A 25,736-nucleotide genomic window follows, 5' to 3' on the forward strand; every position below is an offset into this window, starting at 1 on the left:
TTTTAATATCCTATCATGCAAAATATATTTATATCTAAATTTTAAAAACTCTTCATCATATTAATTTGTAAAATTTCCTTGATATAACTTTGCATATAATCCATTCATTGATAACAATTCTTGATGATTACCTTGCTCAATAATCTTGCCACTATCAATGACAAGTATTTTATCCGCATTTTCAATTGTTGATAACCGATGAGCAATAACTATTGATGTCCGTCCTGTTTGTAGAACATCTAAAGCTTTTTGGATTGCTTGTTCTGATTCAGTATCTAAGGCTGAAGTGGCTTCATCAAGTACTAGTATCGGCGTATCTCGTAATAAAGCTCTTGCTATTGCAATACGTTGTCGTTGACCGCCAGATAATAACACACCACTTTCACCCACTATTGTATCAAATCCATTTTCAAGCTCTATAATAAAATCATATGCATACGCTTTTTTAGCGGCTTCTTCTATTTCATCTCGAGAATATTCACCTACTTTCCCGTAAGCGATATTATTTGCAACAGTATCATTAAACAAATGTACATTTTGTGAAACTAACCCAATTTGATTACGCAAACTATATAAAGTTAAATCTTGAATATTATTATTATCAATTAAAATTTCACCTTCACTTATATCATAAAAACGCGTAAGCAAACTCGCGATAGTTGTTTTTCCTGATCCCGAACGCCCAACTAACGCTACTGTTTTACATGGCTCTACCAAAAAGCTAATATCTTTCAATGCCGGCTCTTGTCTATTTTCATAAGTAAAACTGACATGTCTAAATTCAATATTGCCTTTAACTCGCTCAATATTGATTTTTCCATTATCTTTTTCTATTGGCTGCTCAAAAATAGCAAACAAAGTTTGACAAGCCGCCATCCCTTTTTGAAATTCGGCATTAACACTAGTTAAACTTTTTATTGGTTGCATTAATGCAACTAAAGAAGAAAAAACGACCGTAAACTGCCCGGGACTAATACTCAAATCAGGGTTACTCGCCATTAACAAAACAAAAGCAATAGCGAACGAAATGATAAGTTGAACAATAGGCGTTGATAATGCAGAAATAGACACTAATCTCATACCATCGCGACGAAATTTGTTATTCACTTTATCAAAGTTTTTTGACTCTTCATCTTGGGCGCCAAAAAGAATAATTTCTCGATGGCCTTTTAGCATTTGTTCAACAGACATGGTGACATTACCCATTGAATTTTGCATATTTTTGGCTAATCTTCTAAATTTTATAGAAATAAAAGAGATTAATCCAATAACAATTGGCGTAATAATAATCAACGATAAAGACAACTGCCAGCTATTGCTGAACATTGTATAAAATAACCCACAAATAAAAGCTGATTCACGCACTATCGTTATCAAAGCATCAGATGATGATGAAGCGACTTGATCGGTATCATAGGTAATGCGAGACAATAATCTTCCTGTAGAGTTTTGGTCATAGTAACTTACCGGAGCATCGACAAAATGACTAAAAAGGCGCTGACGAATATTAAGTACGATTTTTGTAGAAACCAAAGATAAAAAGAAAGAATATCCATAATTTGCGATACCCCGGAGTAATACTAGTCCGAAAATATAAAAAGGCGCCATCATCAAAAAATGCTGATCATTTTCAACAAAACCTTTATCAAGTAAAGGCTGTAACAACGCAATAAGCGAAGTATCAGCAAATGCACTAAAAACAAGCAATATGACTGAAAAAAACAGAATCAATTTGTGTTTAGCAATATAAGGCCATAACTTAGAAAAAGTCTTCCATGTAGATGAGTCTCGATCAATATCGTGATTAATTGATTGATTATTATTTTTTTTCATAATATTTATTTGGTTAAGAATTAAATTGCATTTGATACATCTTGGCATAAATACCATTTTGAAGTAATAATGAGCTATGAGAGCCATCTTCAATTATCAAGCCATCATCAATAACTAATATTCGATCAGCTTTTTCAATTGTTGACAACCTATGAGCGATAACAATAGAAGTTCGATTTTTTTGTAAATGCTCTATAGCTTGTTGGACAAACCGTTCAGATTCATTATCCAACGCAGAGGTAGCTTCATCAAGAATTAAAATGGGGTTATCACGTAAAAGAACTCTTGCAATAGCAATTCTTTGTCGTTGTCCACCTGATAATAAAACACCATTATCACCAATTTCTGTATCCAAGCCATTTTCTAATTTTTCGATAAACTCCATTGCATTAGCTTGTTTAGCTGCATTAATAATATCTTCTCGAGTGTACTGATTTTTAGCACCATAAATTATGTTATCCGCTATAGTTCCATTAAATAAATGGACTTTTTGTGAAACATAACCAATTTGCTTCCGCAATGAGGCAAGCGTATAATCTTTGATATCAATACCATCTAACAGTATTTTTCCTTTTTGTACATCATAAAACCTAGGTATCAGGCTTGCTATTGTTGATTTTCCTGCACCAGAACGCCCCACTAAAGCTACTGTTTCGCCTTTTTTAATTTTAAAGCTAATATTATTTAAAGATGGTGTTGTTCTTGTTGGATAAGTATAAGTGACCTGACAAAACTCAATTTCACCTTTTGCTCTATTCAACTCAATTATTCCGTTGTCTTCTTCAAGTGGTAAATTTAAAAGCCCAAATAATGATTCACAAGCTACAGAACCTTTTTGTAATTCAAGATGAACACTAGTTAACTCTCTTAAAGGACGCATTACTGCAACCATAGCAGAAAAAACCACAGTAAAAGAACCCGGTGTGATCTCCAATGCTTGGCTTGCAACAAGAAATAAAATTAATCCTAAAGCCAATGTAGCAACCAATTGAATTATAGGTGTTGATAACCCCGAAACAAGTACGATTTTTAAGATACTTTTCCTAAAAAGTTTATTGATTGAATAAAAATTATTTTTTTCATATTTTTGAGCATTAAAAATTAAAATTTCTTTATGCCCCTTCAACATTTCATCTGCTGCAGTTGTAATATTACCTATTCCTTTTTGCATAGAAACAAGTGTATTCCGAAACTTCTTTGCAATAAATTGAGCTATAAAAATAACTAACGGTACAACAATAATTAACACTAAAGCCAACTTCCAATTACCATAAAACATAACAACACATAAACCGATAGCATAAGCGATTTCTCTTACCAAAATAATCAGTGCATCTGATGATGCTTTTGATAATAGTTGTGTATTGTATGTTATTACCGTAACAAGTTCTCCAATGGGATTTTTATCGAGAAAACTAATAGGACTTTTGACTAAGTGATTGAAAATCATCTGTCTAAATTTAGTGACCACTTTACCTGATAACCAAGAAAGACAATAAGTAGAACAATAGTTTGATAGCCCGCGTAACGCAATTAACCCAATGATGCCAATTGAAAAAAGAATTAATAACTCATAATTTTTATCCATTAACCCATTATCTAGTAGGGGTTTTGTTAGTGAGATGAGAGTTGCATCAGTTGCAGCATTTAACAAAAGCGCGATAATTGCAACAATTAACGCTTTTTTATGTGGATAAATAAAAGGCCACAATTGTTTAATGGTATTCAATGAGCTATATTTATTAGACATAATAAAGTAACAAAATTAATCTGAAAGGGGATTATACTATACATAATCTATTAACTTAAAATTTTATTACAATTCTTTTTCAACTAGAAAAAATTTGTTTTATCTATATAATACAAACAAGGTCAAAACAAAGTTTTATTCTTTACTGTATAAAACACAAATAAATAATGAATAATTAATTTTATTAAAGGATGCTGCAATAGGAAGTAAGCAATGTATTTCAATGCAAATAATATTATAAAAAAAAGAATAAGATTTGGACTCAGTCATGACGCGAATCAATTAAATATTGCATATGGCATTGATAAAAATTTTTTTTTAGGTTGCGCTGTTTCTATTACTTCTATTTTATTAGCTAATCCTAATTTGGATTTTAGTTTCCATATATTTACAAATTACATTAACGATGATCTTGAACTAAAATTAGAGCAACTCGCCGATAAATATAATACAAATATAACAATTTATTTAGTGGATGATAATAGTTTATCACACTTGCCAACTACTAAAAATTGGACAATTGCAACCTACTTTAGATTTATAGTAGCTGATTATTTCTATGAAAAAATGGATAAAATTCTTTATCTGGATGCCGATATTACCTGTAAAGGCTCATTGCAAGAATTAGTTACATTAAAGTTTGATGATAATATTGCCTATGTAGTGACAGAAAAAGATCCAATATGGTGGAATAAATGTGCAACCCGACTCAACGAACATAAATTATCATCAGGCTACTTCAATGCAGGTTTTTTACTAATTGATCTAAAAAAATGGAAAGAATTTAGTGTAAATAGCAAAGCATTGGAGTTACTTTCCGATTCAAATCTATCAGAAAACTTTACACATTTAGATCAAGATGTATTAAATATTATATTACTCGAAAAGGTTAAGTACCTTGATAGAAAATATAACCAACAAGTCAGTATTAATTACGAATTAAAATATAAATCAAGCGTTAATGGCTACTCGCCTATTTTAGATGAAACAATACTAATTCATTACATTGGACCAACCAAACCGTGGCACAAATGGGCTAGAGATTATAAATGCTCGCAATATTTTCTTGATGCAAAATCAGCATCTCCATGGAAATCAACATCTTTGCTATCAGCCATTACAGCAACACAATGGAGGTATTGTGCAAAACATAGATTACACCAGAAAAAATTATTATCTGGTTTAATTTGCTATCTTAAATATTGTTTAAGAAAAATAAAAAATCCTCGTTATTAGTTCCATAATTTTATATAAAATTACACTGCTTATTTTACTACTTTATGTTAAATGAAAGTGTTCTTGCTTAATACCTTGTGAAACTTTTCCGTATTGTTTGATAGAAATTCGCTATTGCTAAACCGTTAAACCTCTAGGGCTAGTTTTATTTGATGCAATTCGCCTATCTACTTATCTAAGGTTGACTCCCCCCTAGGGGGAGGTGACTAGGATCATTTTTGGGGGATAGTTCCAATAAAATAAAAAAGAGCTAAATATGAAAATAAGTTAGTTATTATAAATAAACCTTATATATACATGCATATATAATGAGGTTTTTATTATAATAATGTCACATTAAACAATAGTAACTTTAACTTCGAGTTTTTACTTTTTAAATTTCTCAATTAATTTTCTTATCTTGCTCTTTATACCTTTTTTAAATTTAGCATTATGGATAACTTCTATTTTTTCTTCTTTACGTGACAATGGAAAACGGTTACTTTCTTTCCTTATAGACCAATATAAGCCTTTTAACGGATGATTACAGCTCTTCTTCCAAGGTTTCTTAGAGTCTGAATAATGAATAATTCCACAATGATGTATTGCATTTAACTCATCCTGTTTGTTATATTTTCTATCAAGCTCGTTAAAAGTAAATATACGCGAATTTACATTCCATCTTAGTGGTATAATTTTACTATTATCTTTAAACGTTAAATTTAGTATATCTTGATCTTGTAACACAATACGTTCATTATATATATAGTAGTTTTCCATATAATTTTTAAAAACATCAGAATAAGTTTCATTAATTTTTTTTATATTAAACACCGCAATGCCAGCATTAAAATAATTATGAGTATCACCTAATAAAAGTCGGCGAGATTGCAACAACCCACCTTCATCCAAACATGCTCCTATAGTATAATCCTCAATATCTTCCTGCCATAACTCTGCAATATTACCGTAAACAACAGTATCAGAATCAATATAAATTACTTTATCAATATGCTTCAAAAGATTATGAATAACTAAACGATAATATGTATTAACTGAAATATAATTTCTATTTAAAGGTAGGGATGAAAAAAGACTTGTATCAATATCATAAAATGAAAATTTTACATTATCCCCCCTGTCACTACTAATTAATAATCTATTCTCATTGGATAGTTTGTCATCACACAATATATGAAAGTGGATCGATTGATTTGGATTAGTATTATTTAATAATGATGTTATTGTTACATCTGCATGAGGGGAATAATTGTCATCAAAGGAAAGACATATATGTATTGTCTCTTTTAGTATTAAATCAGTTGAACAGGCTGGTAACTTTATTTCTGATACAGGTAATACCTCAGCTAAAGCAAGAATTCCTTTAGTAGATATTCTAATATTTTTATATTTTCTTTTAGCATACGTAACATAAGCGTTGGTCAATCGTTCCGCTAAAAATCCTAATACACGTTTTTGATAAGTGTTATAACTGGATATATCAATCTTCTGCTCAGCTTTTTTTAAAATATCAAATATAAAACTACAATATTCTTTAAAATATTCTTTCTTCATGATTGAAATATTAAAGAAGAAAGTTTGTTTAGAATAGATAGTCTCCAAGAAAGGTAAATAAAAATCTGGATGATCTTTTTTTATTATTTCTATGACTATGTCTAGATCTTTTTGATAATGATCCATGCAATAAAAATCATAACCAGACATTATATGATCGGGCAACCCAGCAGGATGAACATTCCATACTGGACTAGTAATTATTTCATAATTTTTACATTCATTTTCAATATTAGCTTCAGATAAATCATTATTGATTATTTTATCATTAAAATCATGAAAAATTTCATAACCATCAGATCTAGTAAAAGATAAATATCGTCTATAATGCATCAGTCCATAATAATCTGCATCTAAATTTTTCCACATCCAATAAAGTGCTGTTAACTCGCACCAACTTTTATTTTTATCTGAAATATTGTCTCCAGTATCATCACCTATACAAAAAGGTAAATTTACTGAACTAACCGCCCTGCCTACATGAATTGGCATAATATAAGCATTTTTAAAATAAAGTCCATCTTTGTGATGACATACAGCAATTTTTATATTCATTTAAAAGTTCTCTTAATATAAGTGAAATCTTATTTGATCGAATTGATGAAATTTAAAGCATTTTCTATAACATTATGCATATCATAATATTTATATTCAGCTAATCTGCCACCAAAATGAATTAATTTTTCTTGATCGGCAAGCTCTTTATATTTCTTAAATAATGTCGCATTTTTATCGTCGTTGATTGGATAGTATGCTTCATCGCCAATCTTCCAATCGCGAGGATATTCTTTAGTTATAATTGTGTGATCAGTTTCAACATAATCAAAATGTTTATGTTCGATAATGCGAGTATAAGGAATTTCGTATTCAGTATAATTAATTACAGCATTTCCTTGATAATTTGATTCGTTAATTGTTTCGTTTTCAAAATGTAACGATCGATATTCTAGAGCGCCGTATTGATAATCATAGAATTTATCGATCGAACCCGTGTAAATAATCTTATTCGCTAACTCAAGATTCTTTTCCTTATTCTCAAAAAAGTCAGTATTTAATTCTACATCAATACCTTCAAGCATTTTTTCAATGATTTGAGTATATCCTCCAATTGGAATTCCTTGATATTTATCATTGAAGTAATTATTATCAAAAGTAAATCGAACTGGTAATCTATTAATTATAAATGGAGGAAGTTCAGTGGCTTTTCTTCCCCATTGTTTTTCGGTATATCCTTTGATTAATATCTCATAAATATCTTTTCCAATTAGCGATATGGCTTGTTCTTCAAGATTTTTTGGGTTTTCAATATGATATAACTTTTTTTGCTCTTCAATTTTTGCCTTAGCCTCTTTAGGTGTTTTCACGCCCCATAATTGATAAAAAGTATTCATATTGAATGGCAAATTAAATAGTTTATTCTTATAATTTGCTATGGGTGAATTAGTAAAACGATTAAATTCTGCAAAACGATTAATGTAATCCCATACAGCTTTATTATTAGTATGGAAAATATGAGCTCCATATTTATGGACTTGAATGCCTTCATTATCTTCGGTATATATATTTCCAGCTAAGTGGTCTCTTTTTTCTATTAGAAGTATTTTATACCCTCTTTTTTTTAATTCATAAGCACATATAGAGCCAAATAGACCACTGCCAACAATTAGATAATCATATTTCATTTAGATTCCTTAAATATTTAATTGTATAATATAGTATATTTTTATTAAAAATATGCAAATATTTAGCAATGAAATTATTAGATCTTAACACATCTCAAACCGTGAGCACATAAATGAATAAAAATAACCCATTAATATCAATCATTATTCCTGTTTATAATTCCAGTGAGTTTATATTAAATACCCTACATTCATTAAAAGCTCAATCTTATAACCATTATGAAATTATTTTGATAAATGATGGTTCAACTGATAATTCATTGGAGATTTTAGAAGAATATAAAAGAAAAAATAACCATGTCATTTTATACAATCAAAAAAATAAGGGCGTATCTGCTGCTAGAAATAAAGGTATTGAGCTATCAAGTGGAGAGTTTGTATCATTTCTTGATAGTGATGATATGTATTCTTCTTATTTTTTAGAGAAAATGTTATCCAAACAAATTCAAAAAAATGCCGATGTAGTTTATTGTGGATATAACAGAGTTAGTACTTCAGGTAAGCTTACGGTTATGCCTTGTTTATTTAAGGAAGGAAATATTTTGGATTTATATTTTCAACAAAATGGATATTTCCATTTTTCAGGTATGTTAATTCGTAAAAGTATTTTATTAGAAAAACATATATATTTTGAAGTTGCCCGTACTATCTCTGAAGACCTATTATTTACGGTTCAACTCCTTAATAACTGTAGTTTCTACTGCGTAAAAGAACATTTGTTTAATTACATTCAAAGATCTGATTCCGTAATGTCTTCTGAATGGTCTAAAAATAAATGGCTTTCTGATATTAAAGGACGTGAACAAATTTTGCTTTATCTAAGCAATAATTATGATAAAAATGACAAAAAAGAAATAATTCAGTTAGCTTCAGAATTCATTTTTCAACGTGAAATTTCTTATATGATTGACTGTATAAAAAAATGGAAATATAAAGCAATTAACGATTACTTAGTTGAATCCAATTTCATAAAAAAAGAACAACTTTTCCAAAAAGGAAAGCTCAATAAAAAAGATAAAAAAAAATTTTTGATTATAAAACGCAAAAACTATGTAATTTGGTTTTGTTACACACTTTACTATCGTTTTTTTAGATTCAATTGGTAAGAAATTTTCTTAGCTTTCCAACTGTACTAAAAATAGAAATCCATTGTTATTAATTCCATTTTATTTTCTTTGCAGGAATAAACAACAAAAACTTCTATTTTAAATAAAATCAATTAAGCTAGTTAAACATTTTCAATTTAAAATGTCATATCTTCCAATATTGAATCCACAATATTTTCTGCAGCATTATCAATTGACAATAACTGCTCAACAACAATATCTTGATTCTTTCGATTTGGATCTGGCTCGCCATTTTTAAATCGATATGCTAACGCTTTTGCCTGTTCAAATGTAGACACTCTATTTGTTCCATTTGCAATTAGCTCACCATTCACCGTAAATGCAGAATGATCTTCACGTTCAATAAAAATTAATGGCTTTTTCATCAATTGATATTCTAATAGCCAACTTATACCATCCATGATTAAAATATCTGAAGCTTGAAATAGTGGACCATAAGGACCTTCCCTGTAAAAATAGGTATTATCTAGCTTATTCCATTCTACAAAAAACTCTTGCACGCTACGTTTAAGAGTTTCGTCTGTTATTGCCTCCAAAACAGTCACTAATGCTGGATGAGGACTAAATACGAACTCGATTGAATCATCTTCTTTTGCCCAATTTAACATATCATTATATATATCTAAAAAAACACCAAAATTGCTCCAATTTTTATCTATACTATGATGAGAAGCCCACAAGATTCTAAATTTTTTATCATTAGAATTTGAAACAATCGGCCATTTGGGTTTGGCGTTTTTTAACGCTTTTACTTTAGGATGACCTGTTACAAAGACATTAATTCCATTAAGTTTATCATGTTGTTCTTGCTCTATTTTGGTTTGCTGATTTGCGACAAAAAGCTTCCAACAAGAACTATGGTAATGACTAGATAAATGATTGAATCCTAACTGAACAAAATTCATAATTTCATACGGAACCAAGCATAGTTTTGCAAATCTTAAATTATCTGTGCTAAAAGCTGGAGGAACATCATAATCCCATTGTGATTGCCTAAAAATCACATTAGGAGCCAATGTTTTAATAATATTTAAATCCTCATATGAATTATTATTATTGAATCTCAAATGAGGCACATTTAATTGTGATAAAATATTATGTACATATTCTTCATCTTTAAATATTTTGCTACCTGGATATCTCCTATTTATTGATGCAACAATAACATTGAATTGATTATGACAAAGCATCTCTTGATAAATAGAAAAAACACTATCCCATGACTCAATATTATGCACTAAAAACAAACAAGTAATCTTTTGTTTTTTATTAATTGTTCTATTGGTTGAAATAAGATTAATTGTTTGGCTTAAATTACGAATATCGATATTTAGATTAGTATTTTTTTCAGTTAGTCTATATATTAGCTCTAATTTTTCTTCTAAAAAAACCATTCGCTGCAAGAGTTCCTCGTACTCTTTATCTTGTCCAAAATTATGAAAATATTTCGTGTGAGAAGATATTTGGTGATTTAACCCATCTAACTTACAATTTATATCTAAAACTTCATGTTTAACTTTTTTATTATCGGCATAAATTTTAGAAAAAAACCAACTTCTAAATCCCATAACTATTCCTTAATAAATAATAAGATATTATTCTTTTGTATATTTTATTCTCATTTTCATAAATGGTTTTTCAATCAAATTAAAAGTAAAAAGTGAAACTAAAATTGTTAAAATACATATAATTATAGATTGAGATAAAGATGTAAAAACATCTTGAGGTACTTGCCACCCAATTAATTTATTTAACATAATTCCAATAGGCAGGTGCAATAAATACATCGAAAAGCTACACATACCTAAATAAGATAAAATAGTATTTAACTTATTTATCTTAGGTAATCGAATATAAATATAGCATAAAGTAATTATTCCCCAAAGAACCGCTTCAATAGTAAAAGATAGAGATGTATATATCACATTAAGCTTTTTAAATTTAAAAAGATAAGTGAATATAAGTATAGTAGTAGATAAAAAACATAACTGATATTTCCATTTTTCTAGAAAACGAAAAATACCTTTTTGATAATAATATCCTAATATCATGCCAATAATAAATTGGTCTAATCGACCAATAATACTATGATAGACGTTGTAATATATGTCTCCGCCTTTTAATATAGCAATATTAAATCTTGTAGCTATCATCAAAATCACTAATGCCACTAAATATTTAATTCCATAACGATTTAAAAATAATGAGAGAAAAGGGAAAAAAAGATAAAATTGAAATTCCACAGCTATAGTCCAAATTGGACCACTTGGGTAAAAATCATGTCCCCAACCTGTCAATGAATTTCCCGTGTTGAGCTGTAAAGTAATTATTCTTAATATATCCATAGGAGTTGATGTTTGCCTACTACAACAAATTATAATAAACACCAAAAAGATCATTAAAGGAAAAATTCTTAAAACACGATTATAAATAAACCCCCAATATTTTAAATTTTCCTGTCCACCATTACTTATTTGACAAAATAAAAAACCGGTTAAGACAAGAAAAAAAGATACACCCGTTGAGCCATTTTGTAACCATAACGGTATAATCGACTCCAATTGTAAATGACCATTCCAATTAACATTTCCACGGAAATGATGAAAAATCAGCAAAATTGCAGCAAAAAAACGTAAATGATCTAACCGATCTATATATTTAGTATTAAGTGAATACATAACATCCCTTTTATTGAAACCTATCTTAGACATCCATTTATAATTAAAGACATTTTATTTTGAATAAAACTGTTATTCTTGTTTCACAACTCATTCCTATATCTATATAATAATGGTAACAATTTAATAACCACAATTTTTTTAAGATCTTTAAAAATAAAAAAAGGATTATTTCTTGAATAAATTTCGCTATTTTTTCGTATCTCTTTTGACCAATGTAGTAGGAACAAATATCGATGAGGCATTTCTAATCTATTATAATTCCATTTATAGCTTTTATATTGAAGATAGCAAATTAGATATTTAAGTTTTTCATATAACATTTTATTTTTGCAAAATGCCATTATTTCATTAAATTCATCACAAATACAAAACACCTTATCTTTACTCTTTATTGACGACTGATCATGTATTCGATAATAAATTAATGGAGCGTCAATAAGCATCATTCGTGTTGCGCAGGCATAGACTTTAAAACTAAATGCTGTATCTTGATATGATGCGCCGGGTGTTTCTAAAAATTTCAGATTATTTTTCTGAATAAATGTTCGCTTATAAATATTAGCCCATACCGACGGCCACTGTAAAAATGGCGATAAATCATTTTGTGGATTAATTAAGACATTAGTTTCCATTTGATATGAATCTATTTTTTTAATTGAACTATCTTTTTGTGTAAATGTAAAAAAGTGGCATCTTGCAATATCTAAATCATTTTCAATTGCTATTTTATATAATATTTCAAACATTTCGGATTTAGCAAAATCATCAGACTCAACTATACCTATATATTCACCAGTACATAGTTGAAAACCTATATTCATTGAATGACCATAGCCACTATTAGGTTTGTCTATGACTCGAATTCTTGAATCTTTATCAGCATACTCTTGTAAAATAGTAAGAGAATTATCAGTAGAACCATCATTTACACAAATGATTTCTATATTTGTTAATGTCTGATTTATAATACTGTCCAAACACTGCCGTAAATACTTTTCTACGTTATAGACTGGCACGACAATTGATACTTTAGGCAACATAAATTATCCTTGAATTCCTATATTATTTAAATACCATAAAATTGTTTTTCTCAAACCACTTTCAAATCTTTCCTGTGGCTTCCAGCCTAATTGAGTTTGTATTTTAGATGAATCGATAGCATATCGAAAGTCGTGACCAGGTCGATCGGTCATAAATTGAATTAAATTTTGATATTGTTTAATTCCATGCGGGTGTTTTGGAATAAGTTTATCTAATATTGAACAAATAATTTGCACTACATCTAAATTAGTATATTCATTATTAGCTCCAATATTATAAATTTCTCCAATTTTACCATTTACTAAAATAGTATATAAAGCTTTAGCATTATCCTCGACATATATCCAATCACGAATCTGCAAGCCACTGCCATAAATAGAAATTGGTTTACCAGCTAATCCCTTTGAGATTACTGACGGAATTAATTTTTCAGCATGCTGAAAAGGTCCATAATTGTTAGTACTATGGGTTATAATTGTTGGTAGATTATAAGTGCGATGCCACGCCGCAACTAAATGGTCACTTGATGCCTTAGACGCCGAATATGGGCTACTTGGTGAATAAGGAGTCGCTTCTGTGAAGCGCTGTTTTGTACATCCTAAATCACCATAAACTTCATCAGTTGAAACATGAATAAACCGAAAATTATGTTTACGTTCCTCTGATAAATTGCACCAATAATATCGAGAGACTTCTAAAAGTGTAAAAGTACCAATAATATTATTTTCGATAAAAACAGCTGGATTCATTATTGAAGTATCCACATGACTTTCAGCGGCCAAATGAATCACAGCATCGGGTTGATATTGTTGAAAAACGCGTTCCAATTCTTGTTGATTACAAATATCAATTTGTTCAAAAACATACCGTTCACTGTTAGAAACCATCGCAAGCGATTGCAAATTTGCTGCATAAGTTAATTTATCTACATTAATAACATGATGTTGAGTGTATTCAATAATATACCGAATAACAGCAGAACCAACAAATCCAGCACCACCTGTGATTAAAATTTTTTTAGCGTGACTAAACAAACCTACCGCCCTATCCCATATTCCCGCAACTTATTCGCAATCGCCGTATGCGATACACCAAGTCTTTTAGCAAGCTTTCTTGAGCTTGGATATTGGTCATATAATTTTGATAAAATCTCTTTCTCAAATTGTTTGGTCATTTGATCTAAAGTTTTATTTTCAATATTATCGACCCAAGACAATTGCGATGAGGTTGAGGTTGGTAACATGATATCTTTAACGGTTAACTTAGGCTCTTTCAATTGTGCCAATGCAGAATAAAGGATATTTTTAAGTTGCCGTACATTACCCGGCCATGAATAGCCAGTTAAATAACCAATGGCATTATCATCAACTGTTGGTGGGGTGATGTTTTGTTTATTGGCAAATTCATTGACAAAAATATGAGTAAGTAGTGCAATATCATCTTTGCGCTCTTGTAAAGAAGGCAAATTAAGCGGCAACACATTCAGTCTATAATAAAGATCTTTTCTAAATTTGCCTTGCTCAACTAAATCGGCCAAATCAACCTTTGTTGCGCAAATAATTCTAACATCGACATAAACCTCATTATCATCACCAACACGACGAAAATAGCCATCATTGATAAAACGCAATAACTTAGTTTGCATTTGAAAAGACATCTCATCAATGCCATCGAGCAACACTGAACCACCATTGGCTTGCTCAAAAAAGCCTTTTTTGCTCTCAATTGCTCCAGGGTACGCTCCTGCTGCATGACCATATAACTCACTTTCAACTACTTCGTCGGGCATGGCTGCACAGTTTAAGGCTAAAAACGTCTGATCACCACGCGGGCTATATTGATGACAAGCATTAGCTAATAAATCTTTACCGGTACCTGTTTCACCTGAAATCAATAACGGCTCGCGTTGCATAGAAAACACTTTAGCTTGCGCAATTAGTTTCTGCATAACCCCACTTTGGGTAGCAAAAATATCAAAAGCATGACAACTCACCACATTGATTTTAGACAAGCGTTTTTTCAGATAATCAATGGATTGTAAAATAAATATTGTTTTGGATGATGCCATCACCTTCTGCAACAAAAAATGCTGCGAATCTAAAACAATAATCGTATCATCTTGTTTATCGATACTGACTGTATTATCAAAATTGAAAACAGCTCGATAATCAAAATATTGATTTAACACCAACGACTGATGACCCAAAAGCTTCTTAGCTGAATCGTTATATGCAATCAGGTGTTGATTATGGTCAATTTCAATGATGGCTATTTGCATAGTCTGCCCACTTCTCATTCAGTCTTTGTAAATTAACACAACGGCTTTGCCACTCAGGGCTTTTCGTTAATTCGGCATAGGTGATTTTAGTATTGGTTAATAGACATTTTACTTTCTCTGATGTTAGCGGATTAACCTTATTTAGCGCGGTTAATTGCTCTAAAATAGCCATAGTCCCCGTCCTATTATTACAAGCTAAAAGTAGATCACAGCCAGCTGCTAAAGCTGCTTGAGCACGTTCAGCGTGATTGCCCATGACCGAAGCGCCTTCCATCGATAAATCATCAGAAAAAACCACACCATTAAAATGCAACTGATTACGGAGTACGGTCTTCAGCCAAAACGGCGAACCGCTTGCGGGTTTATCATTAAAAGCGGGGTAAATTACATGAGCTGGCATAATCGCATCGAGTTTATGATTAGCAATAAGCCTAGTAAAAATCTGCATATCGTGCTCAATCAACGATTTTTCACGATGATCAACAGGGGTTTCTTTATGCGAATCGGCAATCACATGGCCATGCCCAGGAAAATGCTTTCCTGTTGTCTTCATCCCTGCTGCATGCATACCATCAATCATGGCAGAAGCGACCTGATAAGCAATATTGATATCCTGATGAAACGAACGTGTACCAATAGCAAGGCAATCATGACCTAAATCTAAAACTGGAGCATAACTCAGATCGATATCAAACGCGATCAGCTCCATAGCAAGAACCCAACCAGCATCAAACGCCAACGATTTTGCTTGCTCAAGATCATTAAGCGCCGCAAACGATTGTGCAGGAGGAATCGCCGTAAACCCATCTCTAAAGCGCTGAACACGCCCACCTTCATGATCAACCGAGATTAATAAACGCTGTGAAGAAGCAGCACGAATCTCGTTTATCAATGCCAACAATTGGGCTTGATCTTGATAATTACGGCTAAACAAAATCACCCCAGCCACCAACGGATTTTGCAATAGCTTCTTATCGTCTTGGGTTAGTGTTAGACCTTCAACATCAATCAGCAATGGTCCCATTATCGATTATCCCCATCAACTTGATTTGGTTGCGCATTGCTATCAGACGGCTTCGGCAAATCTTTAGCGGCCACTCTAGTTAAAATCTCGCCACTTTGTGTTGAAAGCAACTCCATAGCAAGATCTGCGTCACTACTTTCGCTTGGCACTCTATAAACTGTTGTAAAAAGGACATAATTTGCATTGATTGATTTAGCCAAACCAATCATCTTACTGCGTGACACCAGTTTATCATCTGCCAAAATTCCCAGCGTTTGTTTGGCTTGGCTTACAGCTTGTTGATCTACCACTGTGAAGGTATTTTGTTGACGCATTAATTGATACAGCGCCTCGTTGATCTTATTACTTGCAAGATAATCGCCACTACGATTTTGAATATCGCTAATTAAAATGAGTCTATTATCAGAATTTAAAGACGAAGAACTCACTAATTTACGAATAAATGGCGACAATATCGACTGCCAATCCGTTTGTCGAACAATTTGTGGTGGAGTTTCAATCACACCAGTATTATCAGGCTGATTAACCTCAACCGGAGGTTTCGCCTCTTTTTTTTGAGAAAAGCCAATAAGATGACAACCGGCCAACAAAAAAGCCAATAAACCAACAACAAAAATACGTTTGATCTGTTTCATACAATGATTAACCTATTAATCGACCTAAATGTTTACCGCCTAACAAATGCATATGCAGGTGGAAAACCTCTTGCCCAGCATCTTTATTACAATTCATAATTAAACGATAACCGCTTTCATCAATACCCTCTTGCTTGGCAATTTTAGCCGCAACCACCATCATATGCCCAAGAACGACTTCGTCTTCATCTTGAATATCATTAACGGTTGGAATCAGTTTATTTGGAATAATCAACACATGAGTCGGTGCTTGGGGAGAGATATCACGAAATGCCGTTACTTTATCATCCTGAAAAACGATATCCGCTGGAATTTCTTGTCGAATGATTTTACTAAAAATAGTTTCCTGAGCCATCAAACCTCTCCTTTTAATATAGTTATACAGACATCAACCAATGCCAATTTATATATGCCCAAGCATATCATATTTTATCAACAAAAATGTATAGAAATCGTTACATTTTACAACGCATTTTTATAACCATCAAAAACAGTCAGTAAAGGTATTGATTTTATTAAAGTTTTTATTTTGATTTTTGACACCTCCCCTGTAAAGAAACTTTATAAAAAATGCACATAAAAACAGACGCTTCCCTAACAAAATACAACACCAATCTACAAAAAATATCTTGATATATTCATTTGTCAAACAGAATAACTTGATATATAATGCCCCGTCGATTTCAACCGCCTATTTTCATGTTCCTTGCTTTCAATGGGTTGCGGTTGCCCCGACAGAAAGCTGATTAATCCGTAGGGAGCGATAATGCGTCATTACGAAATAGTATTTATGGTTCACCCAGATCAAAGTGAACAAGTACCTGGTATGATTGAACGTTATACTGGTACGTTAACCACTGATGGTGGCAAAATCCATCGATTAGAAGATTGGGGTCGTCGCCAATTAGCCTATCCTATCGAAAAACTGCACAAAGCACATTATGTACTAATGAATGTTGAAGCAACTCAAGAAGCGGTTAACGAACTTGAAGACAACTTCCGTTTTAACGATGCAGTAATTCGCAGTTTAATTATGCGTACTAAACATGCTGTAACTGAAACTTCACCTATGTTAAAAGCTAAAGATGAGCGTCGTAGCTCGGAAGAAGATTTTAACGAAACAAACATGGACGATGATTCCGAAGAATAATCGTTTAGTGTTATCGGGTATTGTTATTAAAACACCGATAAGGAAAGTCAGTCCAAGTGGGATATCACACTGCCAATTTTATTTAGAACATGTTTCTGAGCAAGTTGAAGCAGAACTCACAAGGCAAGCATGGTGCATCATGCCCGTCATAGCCAGTGGACATCATGAGTTAAGTTACATAAGAAAAGGCAGCAAAGTTTCAGTTAGTGGATTTATAAGCACCCACACTAAACGCAATAAAACAAGCCAACTTGTTTTACATGCTGACCAAGTTAAACTATTAGGAGAATAGCCAAATGGCACGTTATTTCCGTCGTCGCAAATTCTGCCGTTTTACTGCAGAAGGCGTTAAAGAAATTGATTATAAAGATGTTTCTTTATTAAAAAGCTATATCACAGAAAGTGGTAAAATCGTACCAAGCCGTATCACTGGTACTAGCGCAAAATATCAACGTCAATTAGCTCGCGCAATCAAACGCGCTCGTTACTTGGCATTATTACCATATACTGATAATCATCAGTAATTAGCAACAGAGGGAACATATAATGCAAATTATTCTACTCGATAAAGTTGCTAATTTAGGCAGCTTAGGTGATCAAGTTAATGTTAAAGCAGGTTACGCACGTAACTTTTTAATTCCACAAGGTAAAGCTGTATCAGCAACTAAAAAGAATATCGAATTCTTTGAAGCTCGTCGTGCTGAATTAGAAGCTAAGCTTGCAGAAACATTGAAAGCAGCTGAAGAGCGTGTTGCTCAAATCAATGCACTTGGTAAAGTAACTATTACTTCTAAAGCCGGTGATGAAGGCAAATTATTTGGTTCAATCGGTACTCGTGATATCGCTGATGCTGTTAAAGCTCGTGGTATTCAAGTATCAAAAAGCGAAGTTCGCTTACCAAATGGTGTACTGCGTACTACTGGTGAACATGAAGTGTTCTTCCAAGTACACAGCGAAGCATTTGCTAAACTTATTGTTGATATTATTCCTGAATAATTATCCAACAATAAATACCAAAAAACCCGTTCAAGTAACGGGTTTTTATTATTTATTTTACAATGATTGATTTACCTCTGCCTCGAATATCTGATACCGCTTCAGGTTTATTATCCGTAATTTTTATGGCTTGAATATCACCGCTAAAATCTTGCTGCTTAAACTGATAACCCATTTGTTTGAGTTGATCTTTTAAATCTTCTGGTACTTTATTTTGAAAACGCTCAATAAAGATAAGATTAGTTGGTAATAATTGATGGTGATAACGCGGAGCATCTATTGCTGCTTTTAATGACATATGGTTATCAAAGACATTCGTCACCACTTGAAAAATTGAAGTAAAAATCCTTGAACCGCCCGGTGTACCAATAACCATTGCGACATCATTATTTTTAATAAATATACTTGGCGTCATAGAAGATAAAGGGCGTTTATTTGGCTCAATTGCATTAGCATCTTTGCTCACAACACCAAACTGATTAGCGACACCTGGTTTACTACTAAAATCATCCATTTCATTATTGAGTATAATACCTGTGCCTTCTATTACAACCGCTGATCCAAACCAGCCATTAAGCGTATAAGTATTCGATGCCGCATTACCCCATTTATCCACAATAGAAAAATGCGTTGTCTGTAATTTTTCGCGATTAGTATCTAAACCAGGTTTAACTTGTTCAGTAATAGAAATAGCTTTTGGATTAACTTGTTTCGCTCTCTGCGCTAAATAATTAGTATCAATCAATTCAGTGACAGGTACAGAGATAAAATCAGGATCTCCCATATATTCGGCTCGATCGGCAAAAACACGTTTTTCTATTTCTGCTAATAAGTGAATATATTGTGGTGAATTCACTTTTACATCTTTGAAATCATTCGCGAGATCTTGTTTCATTAATAAAAGTTGAATTAAACCAACGCCACCTGAACTTGGCGGAGGAGCGGTAACAATTTGCATATCTTGCCAGTTAGCAACTAACGGAGCTCGCCATTTAGCCTGATAATTTGCCAAATCGTTTTCAGTAATTAAACCGTCATTTTTTTCCATCTGTTGTGCGATTAATTTAGCCGTTTCGCCTTTATAAAATCCGTCACTACCTTGGTTTGCAATACGCTCTAATACTTTACCAAGTTCGGGCTGTTTAAACACCTTTTCAGCTTGCATAGCACCAAAGTATTGCTTAAAGTGACCATTAGCAGGTGCAAGCTCGGCTGCTTCTTGATAACGTTTAACTAACTGTTTATCTACGGTAAACCCTTCATTAGCAAATCGAATAGCTGGTGCCATTACCTCTTTCCAAGATAATTTACCAAAACGTTGATGCACCGCCCACATACCGGCAACGGTTCCCGGTACTCCCGATGCTTTGTAAGAATATAAACTTAAATTAGGGATCACATTTTTATGATCATCAAGATACATATCTTTATCAGCTTTGCTTGGTGCAACTTCACGATAATCAATAAAATAAGGCTTACCGTCCATCCAAAGGGTCATAAAACCACCCCCACCAATGTTACCCGCTTCAGGATAAGTAACAGCAAGAGCAAATGCGGTAGCCACCGCAGCATCAGCTGCATTCCCACCTTTTTTTAAAATTTCTTGTGCAGCAATGGCACCATAATGATCGGGCGAAGCAACTGCGCCAGCTTCTAATTTTTGTGTTACGTTTTCAACAGCAAGTACTTGTTGGCTTATCAGTAAAAATACAATAAAGTAGCAATACTTTATCAACTTACGTTTAAGATAAAACATTTTGCACCTCCTAATTAAAGTATTATTTATCGTACCCACTTAACGGCAAAATACATGAATCACATTAATAAATCATGTAACAATAGGTTAAAGGGAATCATCAATATAGCATAGAAAATAAAAATGTTGAGCAAATATTGATCAGTTAGCTTTACTTAATAGAGGCTGATAATTTAATATGCAATGCAATTGATGATAATAAAACTCATCTACCATAGAGCAGCCAATCTATCTTATTTGTTGAACATAGGTAAGAAATAATTAAACTTTGCTGGAAAATGTTATTAAAAGGTGTCAAGGATGATGTATTTTCTTAACATAATTAGCCTTAAAAAACATAATCCGTTTAAATAAAGCTGATTTTTGTAAAAAAGTTTCAGGAAACACTACGTTTAAGTATAAAAAGGTAGTAAATTTAGTCGAAATGATTGCTTGATCCTTATAGAAAATAGGCGCAATTGATCTTTATGATTATAAATGAAAAAGAGCGTACCCCATTTAATTAAAGGTATACGCTCTTATCTAAAACATAAAAAACTAAGCTGTTTGAATTTGACTTTCTGATTTACCTTGCTCATCTTTATACAATTTATTGTCATATAATTTGACAAAAGGAATATAAATTAGCAAAGCTAAAATAGCTGAAAATATGGCAACAATAGCCGCTTTAAAATCACCGCCAGTGCTAATAAATGCCCCTAATCCCATTGGCGATGGCCATGGAATTAATGCGATGATAGGGTGAATAAAACCGGTATTAATAGCCAAATAACCTAATGTTCCACAAGCCATAGGCGCTAAGAAAAAAGGCAGTGCTAAATAAGGATTATATACAATCGGCATACCAAAAATAACCGGTTCGTTAATATTAAATATTGCTGGCACTACAGATGCTCGCCCTAAGATTTTTAGTTGGCTAGACTTAGCAAAAAATGCAATAAAGAATGTCATTAATAAGGTAGAATGAACTGCACCCCAAAAGTTGGATTGTTTAAATCTACTTTTGGGAACAAAATTATGGCAAAAAAATATACATTCGATTTTAAAAAACAAGTCATTGAACATTATTTTAAGAGTAATGATGGTTATGGTTTAACCGCTTGGCACTTTCAAGTGCCTGTCGGTACAGTGGAGTCGTGGGTAAAGTTATATAAAAGAAAAGGCATTGATGGACTAAAACCCATCACAAAACCAAGGTGTTTTTCTCCGGAGTTTAAATACAAAGTGGTCAGGTATTTTATAGACAATCATCTTTCTCAAAATCAAGCTGCTTTGGCGTTTGATATACACTTTGGATGTGTAGGCCACTGGTTTAAAATATACCAAAAATATGGCAAAGCAGGTTTTTCAATGACACTGAATCCACCACAGGGAAAAGCGGATAAAAAAATGGCTCAAAAAGTTAAAAAAAATAGTGAAAAAACAAAAGAAGAATTGCTCGAAATGGTCAGTGACCTTGAAGTGGAGGTGGCTTATCTAAAAAAGTTGGATGCCTTACTTCGACAAAAGAGATTGGAAAAAAAGAAAAGTATCAAATAGTTGATGAATTAAGGAAAAAATATCCCTTAAATAAATTGCTTAGCGCATCAGGTTTGTCGCGAAGTACTTTTTACTATCACGATTCGACTAAATCTAAAATTGATAAAAATAGTGAATTAAAAGCGCTTATTATCAAGATTTATGAAGATAACTTTAGTCGCTATGGTTATCGACGAATTACGGCTGAATTACAAAATAAGAATGTCATTGTGAATCATAAAAAGGTGCTACGTTTAATGAAAGAAATGGGATTAAAATCCTTGATAAGAGGAAAAAAATATCGTTCTTATAAAGGTCGTCTTGGTGCTGTGCCCAATCTATTAAACCGTGATTTTAAGGCGACTAAACCTGGTCAGAAATGGGTAACAGATGCAACTGAGTTTAAAGTGGGAAGTAAAAAACTGTATTTATCACCTATATTAGATTTATACAATCGGGAAATTGTGGCTTATAACTTCAGTGAACGCCCTTGTTATGAATTGGTTGGTGATATGTTGGATAAAGCCATTAATAAACTCAAAAAAGACGATTTTCCTATTTTACATTCCGACCAAGGTTGGCATTATCATATGTGTTATTATCAGCAAAAGCTAAAGGAGAGAAATATCGTACAAAGTATGTCTCGAAAAGGAAATTGCTTAGATAATGCTGTTATTGAGAACTTCTTTGGATTGTTAAAATCCGAGGTCTATTATTTAAATAAGTATGATACTATTGAGCAGTTAAAAGCGGATATTGAGGAATATATCCATTATTATAATCATAGAAGAATTAAATTAAGCTTGGACAAAAAGAGTCCTGTTCAATATCGGGAGTATTATTTTCCAGCAGCTTAGTTTTTTTGTACAACTTTTGGGGTGCAGTTCAAATTCCCCTAAAAATAGTTATGCTTTATAAGACTTCGCCATTAGACTCAATCACTCTTTTAAACCATGCGAATGAGGCTTTGCGGCTACGTTTTAGTGAACCGTTACCTTTGTTATCTTTATCAACATAGATAAATCCATAACGTTTTTCCATTTCACCTGTCCCTGCTGAAACAAGATCAATACATCCCCAAGGAGTATATCCCATCAAATCAACACCATCTTCTTCAACAGCAAGTTTCATTTGTTTAATATGTTCACGCAGATAATCAATACGGTAAGCATCGTGCACGCTACCATCAGCTTCGACTTTATCGTAGGCGCCAAAACCATTTTCAACTATGAAAAGCGGTAAACGATACATATCAGTTAACCAATTAAGTGTATAACGAAGTCCCTCAGGATCGATTTGCCAACCCCAATCTGATTTTTTAACATATTGATTGCCGATCAGATCGGTTTTTTCGTTATATTCATAGCTTTCATTATCTTCTTTTTTCCTAATTGCATTAGACATGTAATAGCTAAAGCCAATGTAATCAACTGTTCCATTTTTCAAGAACTCAAGATCTTGATTGGTGATATAAAGTTTAAAATCTTTACGTTGCCAATAATTTTTAATATGGTTTGGATACTCTCCATGGACATGAACATCACCAAAAAAATATTTACGCTCCATCGCCTTTTGTGCCATTAGAATATCACCTGGTTTACAAGTCTCTGGATAGATAGGGATCATCGCCAACATACAGCCTATTTTAAAATCAGGATTAATAGCATGACCAATTTGTACCGCTTTAGCACTAGCAACTAATTCATAATGTGCAGCTTGATACATAATCTGCTCGCGATCGTCGCTTTGTTTATAGAAAATACCTGAGTTAGTAAACGGTGCAAAATCTTCATTAAAGTTAGCTTGATTATTGATTTCGTTAAAAGTCATCCAATATTTGACTTTATTCTTATAACGTTCAAAACATACCTCGGCAAAACGGACAAAAAAATTAATTAATTTACGGTTACGGAATCCTCCATACTCAGTAACAAGGTAATAAGGTAATTCAAAATGAGAAAGTGTAACAACTGGCTCAATATTGTATTTTAAGCATTCATCAAAAAGATCATCATAAAATTTTAACCCATCTTCATTTGGTGCAAGTTCATCACCTTTTGGAAAGATACGAGTCCAAGCAATAGAAGTACGAAAACATTTAAAACCCATTTCAGCAAATAACTTAATATCACCTTTATAATGATGATAAAAATCAATAGCTTCATGATTAGGATAATATTCACCTTCAATAACACCTTCAGTAATTTTACGATAACTTTTTGGTGAACCAACAGTCATCACATCAGCGACACTTATTCCTTTTCCACCAACTTGCCAAGCACCTTCTAATTGATGAGCAGCAACAGCACCACCCCACAAAAAATCTTTTGGTAAACCTCTATTTTTCATAATTAAGCACCTGTATTTATTGATAATTCAAATTTAGTATAAAAGGGAAAAAATAGAATTACTAACCAACTTTTTCCTTATTGATCAGGAAAAATATAAGTATATCTGTAGAGGACAGGTGATTAGTGAAATGTGCAGCTTTTTGTGATATTTACCGAAATGTGATAAATATCACAAAAATGAATAATAAACTTTAAATATTTGAAGTTAACTTTTAAATAAATTCTTCAAACCCATCAGTATATTTTGATGGCACAAACTCGATAATCTCATATTGAGCAATATGATGAATATAAAACGGATCTTTTTGTAATATTGCTAGCGCTTGCTCTTTATTCTCAGCACGACAAATAATCACACCACCTGTACGAGGGACTTTTGGACCTGATGCAATAAAATGTCCCGATCGGTAATAGTCCTCAAGATAATCAATATGCTGTGACAAATATTTTTCTACTTCAGTAATGGGCTTCACATAAGTAAGTGTACAAATATACATATATATATCTCCTAAATAAATATACAAAAAATAAATTTTTCAAAATATTAAGCTGTGTTGCTCAACTTAAACCATTTAAATATCTATTTAGCTACCCATTTACCATCCTCACCTTTGTGATAAACCTTTTCGACAGCAGCCCAAGCTACTTTAAAAGCAATCGTTTCTGGTGCACTGTTATCACGCCGTTTATGCGGATCTTGATATTCCTTAATTGCACTATTAAATGCTTCTTTAAAAATATCTTGCGCATGTTCAGGCAAGACATGGCGTACTGAATCAGGTAAATCTTCACGTGTTTTATATGGCATATCACATTCCCTCATAAATTAATCTTAGATGACTGAAAATTTAAAATGGTAATGGTAAAAATAGCACTCCAACGAATGTAGTCCGATTTATAAAATAATACAAGCTAATTTCATTTAAGAACCCGCTGATGTGATCTAACGAGTCGGAATTGCTCGCATTGTTGATAGTAATTTCAGCAATGACAGTAATGCATATACCTAACGCCATATTCCAGATAAGAGATATGGCGTCTATATCATAAAAAAATCACCGTTATCGATTGGCTAAATATGTATGGTCAGTCTTCCGATCATTTATAATCAGCTAGCAAAGAAC

At 32.3% G+C, this 25,736-nt stretch carries 25 protein-coding genes; 8 read left to right on the forward strand and 17 right to left on the reverse strand.

Features of this window, described 5'->3' with window-relative positions; translation table 11 throughout:
• Window positions 1–60: 60 nt before the first annotated feature.
• Window positions 61–1,833 (reverse strand): lipid A ABC transporter ATP-binding protein/permease MsbA, encoded by a 1,773-nt coding sequence (gene msbA, locus GA0061081_RS04400; protein WP_091347744.1) that lies wholly within the window; start codon window positions 1,831–1,833, stop codon window positions 61–63.
• A 13-nt stretch (window positions 1,834–1,846) separates the two neighbouring features.
• Entirely contained in the window at window positions 1,847–3,583 is a 1,737-nt protein-coding gene (gene msbA / locus GA0061081_RS04405; protein WP_091347449.1) for a lipid A export permease/ATP-binding protein MsbA, read from the reverse strand.
• 213 nt (window positions 3,584–3,796) lie between these two features.
• Here msbA (GA0061081_RS04405) and GA0061081_RS04410 point away from each other — a divergent pair, with 213 nt between their 5' ends.
• A complete protein-coding gene (locus tag GA0061081_RS04410) occupies window positions 3,797–4,819 on the forward strand; it encodes a glycosyltransferase (RefSeq protein WP_091347451.1) in 1,023 nt (340 codons plus the stop codon).
• 366 nt (window positions 4,820–5,185) lie between these two features.
• On the opposite strand, the gene GA0061081_RS04415 is transcribed toward GA0061081_RS04410, so the two are convergent.
• Window positions 5,186–6,928, reverse strand: a complete 1,743-nt coding sequence (locus tag GA0061081_RS04415) for a DUF4422 domain-containing protein (protein ID WP_091347452.1) — start codon at window positions 6,926–6,928, stop codon at window positions 5,186–5,188.
• A 29-nt stretch (window positions 6,929–6,957) separates the two neighbouring features.
• Window positions 6,958–8,055, reverse strand: coding sequence for a UDP-galactopyranose mutase (gene glf, locus GA0061081_RS04420; protein ID WP_091347455.1), 1,098 nt, complete (start codon window positions 8,053–8,055; stop codon window positions 6,958–6,960).
• A gap of 113 nt (window positions 8,056–8,168) precedes the next feature.
• Here glf and GA0061081_RS04425 point away from each other — a divergent pair, with 113 nt between their 5' ends.
• Window positions 8,169–9,161 (forward strand): glycosyltransferase family 2 protein, encoded by a 993-nt coding sequence (locus GA0061081_RS04425; RefSeq protein WP_091347457.1) that lies wholly within the window; start codon window positions 8,169–8,171, stop codon window positions 9,159–9,161.
• Window positions 9,162–9,298: 137 nt separating this feature from the next.
• Here the strand turns inward: GA0061081_RS04425 and GA0061081_RS04430 are convergent, their stop codons facing one another.
• The 8 genes from GA0061081_RS04430 to GA0061081_RS04465 form a co-directional block, all read right to left on the reverse strand.
• Window positions 9,299–10,750 (reverse strand): hypothetical protein, encoded by a 1,452-nt coding sequence (locus GA0061081_RS04430; protein ID WP_091347459.1) that lies wholly within the window; start codon window positions 10,748–10,750, stop codon window positions 9,299–9,301.
• A gap of 27 nt (window positions 10,751–10,777) precedes the next feature.
• Window positions 10,778–11,860, reverse strand: coding sequence for an acyltransferase family protein (locus GA0061081_RS04435; RefSeq protein ID WP_091347461.1), 1,083 nt, complete (start codon window positions 11,858–11,860; stop codon window positions 10,778–10,780).
• 83 nt (window positions 11,861–11,943) lie between these two features.
• Complete coding sequence (locus GA0061081_RS04440; RefSeq protein WP_091347462.1) at window positions 11,944–12,903, reverse strand: glycosyltransferase; 960 nt, start codon at window positions 12,901–12,903, stop codon at window positions 11,944–11,946.
• A gap of 3 nt (window positions 12,904–12,906) precedes the next feature.
• Window positions 12,907–13,938 (reverse strand): dTDP-glucose 4,6-dehydratase, encoded by a 1,032-nt coding sequence (gene rfbB, locus GA0061081_RS04445; RefSeq protein WP_091347464.1) that lies wholly within the window; start codon window positions 13,936–13,938, stop codon window positions 12,907–12,909.
• Between the two features lie 2 nt (window positions 13,939–13,940).
• Window positions 13,941–15,182 (reverse strand): sigma 54-interacting transcriptional regulator, encoded by a 1,242-nt coding sequence (locus GA0061081_RS04450; protein ID WP_209435359.1) that lies wholly within the window; start codon window positions 15,180–15,182, stop codon window positions 13,941–13,943.
• On the reverse strand, window positions 15,163–16,206 hold the full coding sequence (gene nagZ, locus GA0061081_RS04455) for a beta-N-acetylhexosaminidase (RefSeq protein WP_091347467.1): 1,044 nt from the start codon (window positions 16,204–16,206) through the stop codon (window positions 15,163–15,165). The genes GA0061081_RS04450 and nagZ overlap by 20 nt, the downstream gene beginning before the upstream one ends.
• A complete protein-coding gene (locus tag GA0061081_RS04460; RefSeq protein WP_091347469.1) occupies window positions 16,206–16,841 on the reverse strand; it encodes a penicillin-binding protein activator LpoB in 636 nt (211 codons plus the stop codon). The genes nagZ and GA0061081_RS04460 overlap by 1 nt, the downstream gene beginning before the upstream one ends.
• 7 nt (window positions 16,842–16,848) lie before the next feature.
• Entirely contained in the window at window positions 16,849–17,196 is a 348-nt protein-coding gene (locus GA0061081_RS04465) for an HIT domain-containing protein (protein WP_091347471.1), read from the reverse strand.
• Window positions 17,197–17,607: 411 nt separating this feature from the next.
• Here GA0061081_RS04465 and rpsF point away from each other — a divergent pair, with 411 nt between their 5' ends.
• The 4 genes from rpsF to rplI are packed head-to-tail and all read left to right on the forward strand — an operon-like array spanning window position 17,608 to window position 18,987.
• Complete coding sequence (rpsF, locus tag GA0061081_RS04470; protein WP_091347472.1) at window positions 17,608–17,991, forward strand: 30S ribosomal protein S6; 384 nt, start codon at window positions 17,608–17,610, stop codon at window positions 17,989–17,991.
• The gene (priB, locus tag GA0061081_RS04475; RefSeq protein WP_091347475.1) at window positions 17,975–18,283 is read left to right on the forward strand and encodes a primosomal replication protein N; all 309 of its coding nucleotides are present in this window, start codon (window positions 17,975–17,977) and stop codon (window positions 18,281–18,283) included. The genes rpsF and priB overlap by 17 nt, the downstream gene beginning before the upstream one ends.
• A 4-nt stretch (window positions 18,284–18,287) precedes the next feature.
• Complete coding sequence (gene rpsR / locus GA0061081_RS04480) at window positions 18,288–18,515, forward strand: 30S ribosomal protein S18 (protein ID WP_025314965.1); 228 nt, start codon at window positions 18,288–18,290, stop codon at window positions 18,513–18,515.
• 22 nt (window positions 18,516–18,537) lie between these two features.
• On the forward strand, window positions 18,538–18,987 hold the full coding sequence (rplI, locus tag GA0061081_RS04485) for a 50S ribosomal protein L9 (protein WP_065590871.1): 450 nt from the start codon (window positions 18,538–18,540) through the stop codon (window positions 18,985–18,987).
• Window positions 18,988–19,039: 52 nt separating this feature from the next.
• Here rplI and ggt read toward each other — a convergent pair whose 3' ends face one another.
• Complete coding sequence (gene ggt, locus GA0061081_RS04490; protein WP_091347477.1) at window positions 19,040–20,743, reverse strand: gamma-glutamyltransferase; 1,704 nt, start codon at window positions 20,741–20,743, stop codon at window positions 19,040–19,042.
• Between the two features lie 537 nt (window positions 20,744–21,280).
• The gene (locus GA0061081_RS04495; RefSeq protein WP_091347479.1) at window positions 21,281–21,808 is read right to left on the reverse strand and encodes a PTS transporter subunit EIIC; all 528 of its coding nucleotides are present in this window, start codon (window positions 21,806–21,808) and stop codon (window positions 21,281–21,283) included.
• Between GA0061081_RS04495 and GA0061081_RS04500 the strand changes: the two genes are divergently transcribed.
• Together GA0061081_RS04500 and GA0061081_RS04505 are read left to right on the forward strand one after the other, a co-directional pair.
• Complete coding sequence (locus tag GA0061081_RS04500) at window positions 21,761–22,282, forward strand: helix-turn-helix domain-containing protein (RefSeq protein ID WP_167349300.1); 522 nt, start codon at window positions 21,761–21,763, stop codon at window positions 22,280–22,282. The genes GA0061081_RS04495 and GA0061081_RS04500 overlap by 48 nt on opposite strands.
• A complete protein-coding gene (locus GA0061081_RS04505) occupies window positions 22,279–23,118 on the forward strand; it encodes an IS3 family transposase (RefSeq protein WP_245176380.1) in 840 nt (279 codons plus the stop codon). The genes GA0061081_RS04500 and GA0061081_RS04505 overlap by 4 nt, the downstream gene beginning before the upstream one ends.
• A 55-nt stretch (window positions 23,119–23,173) precedes the next feature.
• Here GA0061081_RS04505 and GA0061081_RS04510 read toward each other — a convergent pair whose 3' ends face one another.
• The 3 genes from GA0061081_RS04510 to GA0061081_RS04520 form a co-directional block, all read right to left on the reverse strand.
• Window positions 23,174–24,610, reverse strand: coding sequence for a 6-phospho-beta-glucosidase (locus GA0061081_RS04510; RefSeq protein ID WP_091347485.1), 1,437 nt, complete (start codon window positions 24,608–24,610; stop codon window positions 23,174–23,176).
• 214 nt (window positions 24,611–24,824) lie between these two features.
• Window positions 24,825–25,109, reverse strand: a complete 285-nt coding sequence (locus tag GA0061081_RS04515) for a YciI family protein (protein WP_091347487.1) — start codon at window positions 25,107–25,109, stop codon at window positions 24,825–24,827.
• Between the two features lie 83 nt (window positions 25,110–25,192).
• Window positions 25,193–25,420 (reverse strand): ChaB family protein, encoded by a 228-nt coding sequence (locus GA0061081_RS04520; protein ID WP_065590864.1) that lies wholly within the window; start codon window positions 25,418–25,420, stop codon window positions 25,193–25,195.
• Window positions 25,421–25,736: the final 316 nt, after the last annotated feature.

This window comes from Gilliamella bombicola (assembly GCF_900094945.1).
Classification (GTDB): Bacteria; Pseudomonadota; Gammaproteobacteria; order Enterobacterales; family Orbaceae; genus Gilliamella; species Gilliamella bombicola.

Bases quoted from the DNA above. Each gene is read 5' to 3' on its own strand.
- GA0061081_RS04520 (WP_065590864.1), bottom strand. From the start codon at position 25,420: ATGCCATATAAAACACGTGAAGATTTACCTGATTCAGTACGCCATGTC.
- GA0061081_RS04440 (WP_091347462.1), bottom strand. From the start codon at position 12,903: ATGTTGCCTAAAGTATCAATTGTCGTGCCAGTCTATAACGTAGAAAAG.
- GA0061081_RS04510 (WP_091347485.1), bottom strand. From the start codon at position 24,610: ATGAAAAATAGAGGTTTACCAAAAGATTTTTTGTGGGGTGGTGCTGTT.
- GA0061081_RS04495 (WP_091347479.1), bottom strand. From the start codon at position 21,808: ATGTTCAATGACTTGTTTTTTAAAATCGAATGTATATTTTTTTGCCAT.
- nagZ (WP_091347467.1), bottom strand. From the start codon at position 16,206: ATGGGACCATTGCTGATTGATGTTGAAGGTCTAACACTAACCCAAGAC.
- GA0061081_RS04410 (WP_091347451.1), top strand. From the start codon at position 3,797: ATGTATTTCAATGCAAATAATATTATAAAAAAAAGAATAAGATTTGGA.
- glf (WP_091347455.1), bottom strand. From the start codon at position 8,055: ATGAAATATGATTATCTAATTGTTGGCAGTGGTCTATTTGGCTCTATA.
- GA0061081_RS04465 (WP_091347471.1), bottom strand. From the start codon at position 17,196: ATGGCTCAGGAAACTATTTTTAGTAAAATCATTCGACAAGAAATTCCA.
- GA0061081_RS04415 (WP_091347452.1), bottom strand. From the start codon at position 6,928: ATGAATATAAAAATTGCTGTATGTCATCACAAAGATGGACTTTATTTT.
- GA0061081_RS04515 (WP_091347487.1), bottom strand. From the start codon at position 25,109: ATGTATATTTGTACACTTACTTATGTGAAGCCCATTACTGAAGTAGAA.
- GA0061081_RS04435 (WP_091347461.1), bottom strand. From the start codon at position 11,860: ATGTATTCACTTAATACTAAATATATAGATCGGTTAGATCATTTACGT.
- GA0061081_RS04460 (WP_091347469.1), bottom strand. From the start codon at position 16,841: ATGAAACAGATCAAACGTATTTTTGTTGTTGGTTTATTGGCTTTTTTG.
- ggt (WP_091347477.1), bottom strand. From the start codon at position 20,743: ATGTTTTATCTTAAACGTAAGTTGATAAAGTATTGCTACTTTATTGTA.
- GA0061081_RS04430 (WP_091347459.1), bottom strand. From the start codon at position 10,750: ATGGGATTTAGAAGTTGGTTTTTTTCTAAAATTTATGCCGATAATAAA.
- GA0061081_RS04425 (WP_091347457.1), top strand. From the start codon at position 8,169: ATGAATAAAAATAACCCATTAATATCAATCATTATTCCTGTTTATAAT.
- msbA (WP_091347449.1), bottom strand. From the start codon at position 3,583: ATGTCTAATAAATATAGCTCATTGAATACCATTAAACAATTGTGGCCT.
- msbA (WP_091347744.1), bottom strand. From the start codon at position 1,833: ATGAAAAAAAATAATAATCAATCAATTAATCACGATATTGATCGAGAC.
- priB (WP_091347475.1), top strand. From the start codon at position 17,975: ATGATTCCGAAGAATAATCGTTTAGTGTTATCGGGTATTGTTATTAAA.
- rplI (WP_065590871.1), top strand. From the start codon at position 18,538: ATGCAAATTATTCTACTCGATAAAGTTGCTAATTTAGGCAGCTTAGGT.
- GA0061081_RS04500 (WP_167349300.1), top strand. From the start codon at position 21,761: ATGGCAAAAAAATATACATTCGATTTTAAAAAACAAGTCATTGAACAT.
- rpsF (WP_091347472.1), top strand. From the start codon at position 17,608: ATGCGTCATTACGAAATAGTATTTATGGTTCACCCAGATCAAAGTGAA.
- GA0061081_RS04450 (WP_209435359.1), bottom strand. From the start codon at position 15,182: ATGCAAATAGCCATCATTGAAATTGACCATAATCAACACCTGATTGCA.
- rpsR (WP_025314965.1), top strand. From the start codon at position 18,288: ATGGCACGTTATTTCCGTCGTCGCAAATTCTGCCGTTTTACTGCAGAA.